The organism is Bradyrhizobium sp., from assembly GCF_027307225.1.
GTDB lineage: Bacteria > Pseudomonadota > Alphaproteobacteria > Rhizobiales > Xanthobacteraceae > Bradyrhizobium.
On the sequence record NZ_DAHUXJ010000111.1, the window covers coordinates 1 to 11,979 of the forward strand.

The window sequence follows — 11,979 nt, forward strand, 5'->3', positions numbered from 1 at the left end:
ATCATATTGCGGCTCCACGTTTACGAACTTCGGAATCAAAGGAGCACTAGCCAATTATATGATTCTAGTGCGGTTTAGAATTTGAAGTTCCTATGACGAGGTTACCGCGAAACTGATAGGAACTTCAAATTCACCGCACTAGTACCGCTTTATCGATCTGAAGTCCCTGATCGAATTCGCCGCTTGCGGTGCAGGGACTTCAGATCGACGGTACTAGGGGCAGGCCAATTGCAATCGACGGAAATGTCGATTTTGAACCAACCGGTTCAGTGCGCTGCCTGCGCCCATGGCATGGGTAGCCGACATCGAACGAACCGCCAAGGCCAGAGCGCGGTCAACGCGATCGAGAAGGCAGCCTTCGAAGAACGGCCCTTTCTCGGCATGGCTCAGTCGCGAGAATGGCGGGCTCGAACCGAGACGGTCGCGCAAAACAACAGAGCTGCCAGTCCATTATTCCATTAGCTTGACGCAGATTATTGATTTGAACTGCCACACTTTCCGGGCCAAATTCGCCCGGTGTTCAATCGGAGGATTGGACCCAACAGGGGATTCGCGATGGCAAACCTCACAATTAACGGAAAATCTACGGACGTCGACGTCGAGCCGGATACCCCGCTTCTGTGGGTCATCCGCGAGAACGTCGGCCTGACCGGCACCAAATATGGTTGCGGCATCGCACAATGCGGGGCCTGCACCGTCCATATCGATGGCGTCGCGATGCGCTCCTGCGGCGTCACCGTCAGCGACGCCGCCGGCAAGCAGATCACCACGATTGAAGGACTGGCTGATAACGGCGCCCTGCACAAGGTGCAGCAGGCCTGGATCAACAATGACGTCCCTCAATGCGGTTATTGCCAGAGCGGCATGATCATGGCGGTGGCTGCGCTTCTGAAGGAGAAGCCGAAGCCGACCGACCAGGACATCGACGATGCCATCACCAATATCTGCCGCTGCGGCACCTTCCAGCAGGTGCGCGAAGCGATCCACGCTGCCGCGAACGCCTGAGGGAGCTCATCATGAATCATATGCCAACACTTGATGCTCCAAGACTCAACCGCCGCGCGTTTGTCGTCGGCAGCGCCGCTCTCGGCTCCGGCCTCGCGCTTGGTCTTGACCTTCCCTTTGGCGGTCCGACCGTCGCGCGTGCCGCGGACGGCTCGCCCGAAGTGGACGCCTGGGTCGTGATCCGGCCCGACGACACCGTCGTGATTCGTATTGCCCGTTCGGAAATGGGCCAGGGATCGCTCACCGGTCTTGCCCAGCTCGTCGCCGAAGAACTGGAATGCGACTGGTCGAAGGTCACCACCGAATATCCCACCCCCGGCCAGAACGTCGCCCGTAAGCGCGTCTGGCGCGACTTCTCCACCGGCGGCAGCCGCGGCATCCGCGCCTCGCAGGATTATGTCCGAAAGGGCGGCGCGTCAGCGCGGATCATGCTGATCCAGGCGGCTGCGAACGAATGGAAGGTACCGGCCTCCGAATGCACGGCGGCGAACAGCGTCATCACCCACACGCCGTCAGGCCGGACATCGACGTTCGGCAAGGTTTCGGAAGCGGCCGCAAAGCTCGATCCCCCGACCGACATCAAGCTGAAGGATCCGAAGGACTGGAAGCTGATCGGCAAGGGCGTCAAGCGCCTCGATACCGCCGACAAGACCAACGGCAAGATGATCTACGGCATCGACGTCAAGCTGCCGGGAATGCTCAACGCCGCGATCAAGCAATGTCCGGTGTTCGGCGGCACGCTGAAGAGCTACGACGAAGCCAAAATTGCCAACATGAAGGGCGTGAAGAAGGTGGTGAAGGTCGACGACCACGCGATTGCCGTGGTCGCCGATACCTGGTGGCACGCCAAGACGGCACTCGACGCCATGCCGATCGTCTGGGATGAAGGTCCCAACGCGAAGGTCTCGAGCGCGTCGATCGCCAAATGGCTTGACGAAGGTTTCGACCCCTCGCAGCCGACCTTTATCGGCAATGAAAACGGCGACGTGAAGTCCGCGCTCGCCGGCGCCGCCAAGAAGGTCGAGGCGGTCTACTCCTATCCCTACCAGAATCACGCGACGATGGAGCCGCTCAACGCAACGGCTCTCTATACTCCCGATAAATGCGAGGTCTGGTGTGGCACTCAGAACGGCGAGGCTGCTTTCGCTGCGGCGGTAGAAGTCTCGGGGTTACCTGCCGCGAAGTGCGACGTCTACAAGCAGATGCTCGGTGGCGGCTTCGGCCGCAAGGGCAATACCGACTATGTGCGTCAGGCGGTCGCCATCGCCAAGCAGATGCCGGGCACGCCAATCAAGCTGCTGTGGTCGCGCGAAGAAGACATGCAGCACGGCGCGTATCACCCGGTCACTCACTGCAAGCTGACCGCGGGCTTCGATGCCAACAACAACCTCACCGCATTTCATATGCGGATATCGGGGCAATCGATCCTGTTCAGCCTGCGGCCCGCGGCCCTCGTCAACGGCAAGGACCCGGTCACCTTCCAGGGCCTCAACCCGAGCGGCGAAACAGCGTTCGGATATACGGTGCCCAATCTTCTGATCGAGCACTCGATGCGCAATCCCCCCGTTCCTCCGGGCTTCTGGCGCGGCGTGAACGTCAACCACAACGCGATCTATGTCGAATGCTTCATGGACGAGCTCGCGCATGCGGTTGGGCAGGACCCGCTCGAGTTCCGCCGCAAGCTGATGTCCAAGAACGCGAAGCATCTTGCAGTGCTCAATGCAGTCGCGGAAAAAATCGGCTGGGACAAACCTGCACCTAAAGGCGTCTACCGCGGCCTGGCCCACTTCATGGGCTTCGGCAGTTATGTCGCAGGTGCGGCCGAAGTCTCGGTCAGCGACGGCAACAAGATCAAGATTCATCGCATCGTTGGCGCCACCGATCCGGGCTACGCCGTCAATCCGGCCCAGATCGACCGCCAGGTCGCCGGTTCGTTCGTCTACGGGCTTTCGGGCCTGTTCTACGGCGGGTGCACCGTCAAGGACGGCCGCATCGAACAGGCGAACTTCGACACCTACAATTCGATGCGGATCGCCGCGATGCCGAAAGTGGAATCCGTCATCATGCCGAGCGGCAGCGGGACCTGGGGCGGTGTCGGCGAACCGACGATCTGCGTGGCGGCGCCCGCGGTGTTGAACGCGTATTTCGCAGCGACCGGAAAACGAATCCGCTCGGTCCCGCTGCGGGATCTGAACATCACCTTCGCCTAAAGTCTGAAGCGGCGGTCTTTCACTGGTGTCCCGGTTCTGACATTCGTATCTTGTTGCTGCGACAGCGTTTACGAATGTCAGAACCAAAGGGACACCAGCAAAATATAAGCTTCTGGTGCGGTTTTGGATTTGGCATTCGCTATGAGAACTCGCAGCGGGACTGAAGCGAATGTCAAATCCACCGCACCAGTACCGCCGCTGGCTTTCTAGGATCGTGTGGATGGACCCGCTGCGGCCGAAGGCGACGCGCAGACATGTCGTACGCGGCTTCGCGGCGGCAGCGGCGTCGTTCGTCTTTCCGTGTCCGGCTTTTGCACAATCGGCCGCGCGCGTCGTGGTCATCGGCGGCGGCTTTGGCGGCGCGAGTTGCGCGCGCGCCTTGCGGAAGATCGATCCCCGCTTGCACGTCACGCTCGTTGAACCGAATCGTATCTTCACCGCCTGCCCTTTCAGCAACGAAGTGATTGCCGGCCTGCGCGACATCGGCGCACAGCAATTCACCTACGACAAGATCGCGGCCGAAGGCGTCACCGTCATCGCGCAAGCCGCCACAAAGGTCGACCCACAGGCACGGACGGTTGGCCTCGCCGACGGAACGTCGCTTCGTTACGACCGGCTTGTGCTGGCGCCCGGCATTGATATGCGCTTCGATGCATTGCCTGGCTATGACGAAGCGGCAACTGAAAAAATGCCTCATGCCTGGAAAGCCGGTTCGCAGACCATGCTGCTGCGGCGTCAACTCGAGGCGATGGAAGACGGCGGCGTGGTCGCGATCGCTGTTCCGGCAACTCCCTATCGGTGCCCGCCTGCGCCGTACGAGCGAGCCAGCCTGATCGCACATTATCTCAAGACGAAAAAGCCGCGCTCCAAGGTTCTCATCCTTGATGCCAAGGATACCATTCCGCAACAACTGCTGTTCGAGCATGCCTGGAAGGTATTCTACCCGTCCATATTGGAGCGCATCCCGCTGTCGCAAGGCGGCCGCGTCGTTTCGGTCGAGCCTGCGACCAACACGCTGATCTCGGAGTTCGGCAATTACGACGTGCAAGTCGCCAATGTGATCCCGCCGCAGAAAGCGGGTAACATCGCGAAGCTCGCCGGCGCTGCCGACCACACCGGCTGGTGTTCGATCGATCCGATGACATTTGCCTCGACGCTCGTGCCCAACATTCATGTCATTGGCGACGCGGTGATCGGCGGCAGCGTTCCGAAATCGGCATCCGCGGCCCATGCGGAAGGCAACGCCTGCGCGACTGTCGTGGCGAGCCTGATTGCTGGAAGGGTCCCCGAAGGCCCGACGCTCGAAGGCATCTGCTACAACACCGTGGCCCCCGGCTACGCGTTTTTTATGGCGGCCAGCTATCATGCGCGCGACGATCTTTTTGCCGAGATCGTCGGCTCCGGCTTCACGAGCCCGATCAACGGGGACGGTTCCGACGAGGTCCGCAAGCGCGAAGCGGACCAGGCGCAAACCTGGTTCAAGACGATTACGGGGGAAACCTTTGGCTAGATCAGCCATTCCTGTTGTCGGAGGTTGTTTTGCCCTCGCGCTACTGGCGTTGCCGCGCCTGGCCGGCGGAGAGGAACTAAAGTCCTATTCCGTGACGGGCGATGCCATTGTGGAATCGCTGACCGGCGAGGCGGGCGATGCGGCGCGTGGCCGCAAGCTTGTCGTGGATCGGGCGAACACATGTATTCTTTGCCACAGCGGACCTTTCCCGGAGGACAAGTTCCAAGGCGACCTCGCGCCCAACCTTTCGGGCGTCGGCAACCGCTGGTCGGTTGGACAACTACGGCTACGGCTGGTCGACGCTTCCCGCCTCAACCCCGGGACGATCATGCCGTCTTATTACCGGGTCGACGGTCTCGATCGTGTGGCGAAGGCCTGGAGCGGCAAGCCGATCCTGTCGGCCAGACAGATTGAAGATATCGTGGCGTATCTGGCGACGCTGCGCGACTAGGAAAACCGAGATGCGAAGACAACCAGTCCCTACACGCCGCCGATTTCTCGCCCTTGCCGGCGGCACGGCCGCGATCGGCGCGCTGCCGGTTGCCATCAGCGTGCGCCCCGCTAGAGCCACGCCAGAAATGATGGCAACCGCGATCCGCACCGTAACGGGCGGCGCCAATGTAAAGCCGGGCAAGGTCAAGCTCGACATTCCGCCGCTGGTGGAGAACGGCAACAGCGTGCCGATGACGGTGAGCGTCGCAAGTCCGATGACGGCGAACGACTACGTCAAAAGCATTCACGTTTTCAACGAAAAGAATCCGCAACCCAATCTCGGCAACTTTTACCTCAAGCCGAGCGCCGGCCGCGCCCAGGTTTCCACCCGCGTGCGGCTCGCCGACAGCCAGAAGATCACCGCGATCGCGAAGCTTTCCGACGGCTCGTTCTGGTCGACCACCGCCGACGTCGTGGTGACGCTGGCTGCCTGCACCGAGGATGTGATCTGATGACCGCCGCCTTGATCAACGTGCCCAAGAAAGCCAGGAACGGCGACATCATCGAAATCAAGACGCTGACGTCGCATGTGATGGAAACGGGCTATCGCCATACTCCCAGGGGCGAAGTGATTCCGCGCGACATCATCACAAGCTTCACCTGCCGCTTCGAAGGCGACGAGATATTCCACGCTGATTTCTTCCCCGCGACCGCGGCCAACCCTTTCCTGTCGTTTTTCACGACCGCGACCAAAAGCGGAAAATTCGACTTCGAATGGATCGGCGACAACGGCTTTTCGCAAACCGCGTCGGCCAGCATCACCGTCGAATGAAGGTCGTAGCGGCAATAGTCCTGAGCTCGCTGCTGATCGCGGCCGGCATCGTTCTTCGTCCTCTGATCGCAACCGAAATCCCCGCATCCGAGCGCCGATCCGGCTACACGTTCATGAGCCCCGATACCAAGGCGATGCAGGATGATGACACAACCAATCCCGGCATGTTGGGGGTGATCGAAGGCGAGGCGCTATGGAATCGCAAGGGTGGCTCGGCGGACAAATCTTGCGCCGATTGCCACCACGATGCGAAGGTCAGCATGAAAGGCGTGGCGGCGCGCTATCCGTCCTATGACAAGGTGTTGGGTGGTCCCGTCAATCTCGAACAGCGCATCAATCTCTGCCGCGCGCGGCACCAGCAAGCCGATCCGCTTCCCTATGAAAAGCACGATCTGCTCGCCTTGACTACCTATGTTGCAGAGCAGTCGCGCGGCATGCCGATCACGCCCGACCCGACACCCGAACTCCAACCCTTCGTTGCGAAGGGCCGCGATCTCTTCATGCACCGGCAGGGGCAGCTCAACCTCGCCTGCACCAATTGTCACGATGACAATTGGGACAAGCACCTCGCCAGCTCTGCCGTCACCCAGGGCATGCCGAACGGCTACCCGATTTACCGGCTGGACTGGCAATCGCTGGGATCGCTGCAACGGCGGCTGCGCAACTGCATCACAGGCGTGCGGGCCCAGAATTACGATTATGGCGCGCCTGAACTGGTCGAGCTCGAGCTTTATTTGATGTCGCGCGCGCGCGGCATGCCGCTCGAGACGCCGGCCGTGCGGCCTTAGATTCGTGGTACCGTCAGCGACACCAGCTTCGAAACATCCGCACTCGTCTCGATGCCCCAGATCGCTTCGATGAGGGGCGCTGCATCATAGTGCGGATCCCACACGGCCGCGGCGGTACGTAATTTTTCTTCGAGATCGCGATCGGAAAGCGGATTGGCATCGCTGCCGCGCGCTGCCGATTGCTCAAGCTTGAAAGTCTGTCCATCCGCCGTGGTGATTTCGACCGATGCCGCGACGGTTGAAAATCGTTCGTCGCGCAGAACCTCGACCTTGCTCCGCAGCGCCGATACCTCGGGGTCCTGCACACAGGCATCGGTAAACTCTTCGAGCCCCGCCTGTCGCTTGACGAGGGCCGCGGCAACAGCATGCTGTACACTCACCTGCGCCTCGCGACCCGTTGAAACGTCGGGGCGGTCGGCACGCACGCTGAGCAGCGGATTTCCGCGCACCACCACGCGCGTCACCTCGACTGGGCGATGCTCGCGCCGCCAATCCAGTACGCAATCGAGCACGGGATGAATCACAAAGCCGCACGGATAGGGCTTGTAGGACGTCGCCATGATTTCCCAGCTTTCACCCCAGCGGTCAGTGATGCGGGACAGGTCTGCTTGCTCGACAAGCGCATGATAGAAGCCCTGCACGCCGGCGAGCGGCTCGGCCGGCCCGTCATATCCTTTTTCGGAGAGCAAGGCCGACCACAGACCGTTGCGCGCGGCGTTGCCGACGCTCACGCTTTTCGCCGGCGTTCCCAGACATTCGCAGAGGCCGGCCGATTGCGTGGCGGCAATTCCGAGCGCCCACACCAGTTGACGCTCGCCAAGCCCCAGAAGCTTGCCGATCGCCGCCGCCGCGCCAAACACCCCGCAGGTCGACGTGATGTGCCAACCGCGGTTGTAATGGCTAGGCGAGATCGCAAGGCCGATCCGGGCCTGCACCTCATTGCCGAGGATGAAGGCAAGCAAAAGATCGCGGCCAGCGACCGGCCGCAGTCCGCCATAGGAGAACAGCGCACCAGCGACCGGCGCGGTCGGATGAATGACGGTCGCCGTGTGGGTATCGCAGAAGTCGTCGACATTGGCGCCGGCCGCATTGAGAAAGGCGGCGCTCAGCGCGTCGATCCGCTCGCCCCGCCCGATCAGGCCCACCTGCCGGCCGCCCGAGAACTCCAGAAGCGATCGCAGCGTGATTTCGATCGGCCGGGAACGGCAGCCGGCCAGCGTCACCGCAAAGAAATTGATCAGGGATCGTTTGGCCTGATGCGCAACTGGCGACGGGATATCGTCCCATCGCATCGCAGCAACATGATGGGCCAAGCTCTCGGTGACGCCGGGCATATTCGTTTCCCAGTTGTTGATCGCGCGGAGCATCGCAGGGTGACAAAAAAGCGCAACCAACGGACGATGGACCGGCCATGAAATTTTGCCCTATGTTGTCAGGACAAGCGCTCAACAAGAACTGCCGGGGGCCATGTCCATTCGTTCGACGTATTTTTCGCTTGCATCGCTTGCCGTCATCGCCGCAGCTCTGATCGGAGGTGCGGCACAAGCGGACGACTATCCATCGCATCCCATTCGTCTGATTGTGCCTTATTCCGCCGGCGGCTCAGCTGATGCGACGGCGCGGGTGATCGCCAGGCAGATTGGCAAGATGACCGGCCAGACCATCGTGGTGGAAAATCGCGGCGGCAGCGCTGCGATCGTCGGCACGGAAGTGGTCAAGAACGCCGACCCGGACGGCTATACACTCTTGCTTGGGCAATCCGGGCCGATCTCCATCAACCCGGCGGTTTACAAGAATCTGCCCTACGACCCGGTGAAGGATTTTGCGCCGATCTCGCTGACCAGCACCTACCCCTACATCATGGTCGTGAACCGTTCGCTCGGCGTCAAAACCCTGCAGGAGTTCGTGGCGCTTGCGAAGAGCAGGCCAGGCGCGCTGAATTTCGGCACGACCGGCGTCGGCGCCTCCAACCATCTGCTGACCGAGTTGTTCGACCTGAAAGCCGGGATCAAGATGACCCATATCCCCTATCGCGGCACGGCACTTGCGGTCGCCGATCTCGTCGCCGGCCAGGTGCAGGTGGTGTTCTCCGATCCGATCTCGGCGCTTCAGCTGGTGAAATCGGGCACACTGGTCGCGCTCGCGGTGACGAGCAAGGAGCGCTCGCCGATCGCGCCCGATGTCCCGACGATCGCCGAGAGCGGCTATCCCGGCTTCGACGCGGTCGGCTGGCACGGTATCCTCGCGCCCGCCAAGACGCCGCCAGCGATCCTCGCCAAGCTCAATGCCGAGATCGTGCAGGCGCTGAAGAATCCCGAAACCAAATCCCTGCTCGAGAGCCAGGCCATTCAGGTCGTCGGCAGTTCGCCGCAGGAATTTGCGAGCTATATCACGCAGGATCTCGCGCTCTGGAAGGGCGTGGCCGAGCAAGCAAAGATAGAAGTGAAATAGCGGCGTCTCATTCCATGAGCGTTCGCTGGAGCGATGCAGCCGAAAGCGCCTCACGCCTCAGCGCGGCCGAAAGTTTTCGATCACGCGCAGCAGAACCCGCCCCCCGGCATCGGCGTCGGAAGGTTCGACGTGCTCGTCGGGATGGTGGCTGATGCCGCCACGGCAGCGCACGAACAGCATCGCAACATCGGCGACGTCGACCATCGCCATGCCGTCGTGACCGGCGCCGCTCGGCAGCTCAAAGACCGGATAGCCTTCCGCCGCCACCGCGTCCGCCAGCTGCGCCTTCAGCCAGGGCGCGCAGGGCACGGTGCGGTTCTGGTGCGTCATGTCGAGCTGCAATTCCAGATCCCGGCGCTTGGCGACGGCTTCGAGCCGCCGCACCATCTCGGCTACCGAGCGGTTGCGGCGCTCATCCGTCGGCGCGCGCATGTCGATCGTGAAGCGCGCGTGGCCCGGGATCACGTTGGTCGCACCGGGCGCGGCTTGGACATGGCCGACGGTCCCGACCAGTCCGCCGACGTCCTGAAGGCATAATTGCTCGATCGATGAGATGCATTCGGCGGCACCGGCGAGCGCGTCGCGCCGCAGCGCCATCGGCACCGTTCCGGCATGACCTGCCATGCCGGTGAGCTTTGCCGTAAAACGCGTGGCGCCTGCGATGGCGCTCACCACGCCCACAGCCAGGTTCTTCGCTTCGAGCACCGGTCCCTGCTCGATGTGCAATTCGATGTAGGCGAGGAGATCGCCACGGGCTCTTGCCGAGGCGGCGATACGATCGGGATCGAGACCGAACTTGAGAAGCGCCTCGCGCATCGAAATGCCGGCGGCATCCTTTGTCTCGAGCACGGCCCCATCGAAGGTACCGGCAACCGTGCGGCTGCCGAGCAGCGTCGAGGCAAATCGCACCCCCTCCTCGTCCGCAAACCCGGTGACTTCGACCGCAAACGGCAAACGACGGCCGCGTCTATTGAGGTCGGCAACGCAGGAGATCGCCGTGATCAACCCGAGCGGGCCGTCCCACTTGCCGGCGTCGCGCACCGTGTCGTAGTGCGAGCCCAGCATCAGGCACGGCAAGCCCGGCCGCTCGCCCTCGTAACGGCCGCAGACATTCCCGATGCCATCGAGGCGGGCGCTCATGCCGGCCTCGACCATCCAGCTCATGATCAATTCGGCCGCCGCACGAAGTTCCGGCGTCAGAAAGATGCGCGTCAGGTTGTCCGGCGTCTCCGAAATCGCAGCCAGCTGATGGATGCGGGCAACGATCTCATCGCCAAGCTGCGATGTCTTTCTGGCCATTCCTGCGTCTATCTCGCTCATGTTGCTAACTGACCTGCGGCGCATCAATCGCTAGATGAGAGAGGTTGGCGTACCAGTGCCGGGCAATCTGCAGGCGGGTCGGAACCCACACCCGTTCGTGGCTTGCGATGTAGTCGAGAAAGCGCATCAGCGCGGCCGCTCGGCCGGGACGGCCGACGAGCCGGCAATGCAGGCCCACCGACATCATCTTTGGAGAACTTTCTCCTTCAGCATAAAGCACATCGAAGGAGTCCTTCAGATAGGAAAAGAACTGATCGCCGTTGCCAAACCCCTGCGCATTGACGAAACGCATGTCGTTGACATCAAGGGTATAGGGAATGACCAAATGCGGTCCGGCTCGCCCGTTGATCCAGTATGGCAGGTCGTCGGCATAGGAGTCGCAGGAATAAAGAAATCCGCCGGCTTCCATCACGAGCTTGACCGTATTGATCGAGGAACGGCCGGTGTACCAGCCAAGCGGACGCTCGCCGGTCGCCTCGGTGTGGACGCGGATGGCTTCCACAATCTCCAGCCGCTCCTCGGCATCCGACATATCCTTGTGTTCAATCCATTTCAGGCTGTGACTGGCGATGTCCCAGCCCGCCTCTTTCATGGCGGCGACCACTTCCGGGTTTCGCTTGAGCGCTGTGGCGACGCCGAACACCGTGGCCGACACTTGGCGCGCGGTGAAGATCCGCCACAGCCGCCAGAAACCGGCGCGCGAGCCATATTCGAACATCGACTCGATGTTGGCATGGCGCTGTCCCGGCCAAGGCTGCGCGCCAAGCACGTCGGTGAGGAACGCCTCTGACGCCCGGTCGCCGTGCAGGATGTTGTTCTCGCCGCCTTCCTCGAAATTCACCACGAACTGTACGGCGATACGCGCATCGCCCGGCCAGTGCGGGTGCGGCGGATGACGGCCGTAGCCACGGAGATCCCTGGGATATCCGCGCTCGGCCATTTTACGCTTCCTCGATGCGGACCTTTTGCGCGCCTTTATAGAGTACGTTCCTGCCGAGCGTGTACAGGTTCTCAAGACCCGACGTCAGGGTGATGAAGTGATTGCCGGCAAGCTGGCCCATCTTGCTCGCGAAATGCACGCCGCCATAAGCCAGCAGTATCTCGGTCTCACTGATACCGCCGGGATAGAGGATCATCTGACCCGGGGCCGGATAGCTGGTGTGGTTCTCATAGCCGACGCCAAAATCGAGATCGCCGAGCGGCATCCAGACCGCCTCGCCGCTCCAGCGCACATGGATGGCCTGGCTCTCGAACGGCATCGCCTTGCGAAAGGCCGCGCAGGTCTTGGGCGCCAGTTGCTCCTCGAAGCGGGCCTGGAACGTGAAATCGCCGGCGTGGACGATGAGGTGGCTCATTCAAGCATATCCGCGATGGTGACGAAGGAGGACTTGACGGAATCAATCGGGAGCAAGGAACATTCCAAGCCGACAA

At 61.8% G+C, this 11,979-nt stretch carries 12 protein-coding genes; 8 read left to right on the forward strand and 4 right to left on the reverse strand.

What is annotated here, in order from left to right:
* The first annotated feature begins 555 nt into the window (after positions 1 to 555).
* The 7 genes from M6D32_RS19555 (at position 556) to soxA (ending at position 6,777) form a co-directional block, all read left to right on the forward strand.
* Complete coding sequence (locus M6D32_RS19555) at positions 556 to 1,005, forward strand: (2Fe-2S)-binding protein (RefSeq protein ID WP_298259242.1); 450 nt, start codon at positions 556 to 558, stop codon at positions 1,003 to 1,005.
* Positions 1,006 to 1,025: 20 nt separating this feature from the next.
* A complete protein-coding gene (locus tag M6D32_RS19560; RefSeq protein ID WP_298259259.1) occupies positions 1,026 to 3,215 on the forward strand; it encodes a molybdopterin cofactor-binding domain-containing protein in 2,190 nt (729 codons plus the stop codon).
* Positions 3,216 to 3,435: 220 nt separating this feature from the next.
* A complete protein-coding gene (locus tag M6D32_RS19565) occupies positions 3,436 to 4,725 on the forward strand; it encodes an NAD(P)/FAD-dependent oxidoreductase (RefSeq protein ID WP_298259261.1) in 1,290 nt (429 codons plus the stop codon).
* Between the two features lie 43 nt (positions 4,726 to 4,768).
* The gene (soxX, locus tag M6D32_RS19570; RefSeq protein WP_298259263.1) at positions 4,769 to 5,176 is read left to right on the forward strand and encodes a sulfur oxidation c-type cytochrome SoxX; all 408 of its coding nucleotides are present in this window, start codon (positions 4,769 to 4,771) and stop codon (positions 5,174 to 5,176) included.
* A gap of 10 nt (positions 5,177 to 5,186) precedes the next feature.
* Entirely contained in the window at positions 5,187 to 5,669 is a 483-nt protein-coding gene (locus M6D32_RS19575) for a SoxY-related AACIE arm protein (protein ID WP_298259244.1), read from the forward strand.
* Entirely contained in the window at positions 5,669 to 5,989 is a 321-nt protein-coding gene (soxZ, locus tag M6D32_RS19580; protein ID WP_298259245.1) for a thiosulfate oxidation carrier complex protein SoxZ, read from the forward strand. Before M6D32_RS19575 ends, soxZ begins: the two co-directional genes overlap by 1 nt.
* Positions 5,986 to 6,777 carry a sulfur oxidation c-type cytochrome SoxA gene (gene soxA / locus M6D32_RS19585; RefSeq protein WP_298259248.1) on the forward strand — a complete coding sequence of 264 codons (792 nt, stop codon included), beginning with the start codon at positions 5,986 to 5,988 and terminating at the stop codon, positions 6,775 to 6,777. The genes soxZ and soxA overlap by 4 nt, the downstream gene beginning before the upstream one ends.
* Here the strand turns inward: soxA and M6D32_RS19590 are convergent.
* Complete coding sequence (locus M6D32_RS19590; RefSeq protein WP_298259249.1) at positions 6,774 to 8,111, reverse strand: MmgE/PrpD family protein; 1,338 nt, start codon at positions 8,109 to 8,111, stop codon at positions 6,774 to 6,776. The two genes, soxA and M6D32_RS19590, sit on opposite strands and share 4 nt — an antisense overlap.
* A 133-nt stretch (positions 8,112 to 8,244) precedes the next feature.
* Between M6D32_RS19590 and M6D32_RS19595 the strand changes: the two genes are divergently transcribed.
* Positions 8,245 to 9,228, forward strand: coding sequence for a tripartite tricarboxylate transporter substrate binding protein (locus M6D32_RS19595; protein ID WP_298259251.1), 984 nt, complete (start codon positions 8,245 to 8,247; stop codon positions 9,226 to 9,228).
* A 57-nt stretch (positions 9,229 to 9,285) separates the two neighbouring features.
* Here the strand turns inward: M6D32_RS19595 and M6D32_RS19600 are convergent, their stop codons facing one another.
* Genes M6D32_RS19600 through M6D32_RS19610 form a run of 3 tightly spaced genes read right to left on the reverse strand, consistent with a single transcriptional unit; the run spans position 9,286 to position 11,903 of the window.
* Entirely contained in the window at positions 9,286 to 10,548 is a 1,263-nt protein-coding gene (locus M6D32_RS19600) for an allantoate amidohydrolase (protein ID WP_298259253.1), read from the reverse strand.
* A gap of 4 nt (positions 10,549 to 10,552) precedes the next feature.
* Entirely contained in the window at positions 10,553 to 11,488 is a 936-nt protein-coding gene (gene puuE / locus M6D32_RS19605) for an allantoinase PuuE (RefSeq protein WP_298259255.1), read from the reverse strand.
* Position 11,489: 1 nt separating this feature from the next.
* The gene (locus M6D32_RS19610; protein WP_298259257.1) at positions 11,490 to 11,903 is read right to left on the reverse strand and encodes a DUF3830 family protein; all 414 of its coding nucleotides are present in this window, start codon (positions 11,901 to 11,903) and stop codon (positions 11,490 to 11,492) included.
* Positions 11,904 to 11,979: the final 76 nt, after the last annotated feature.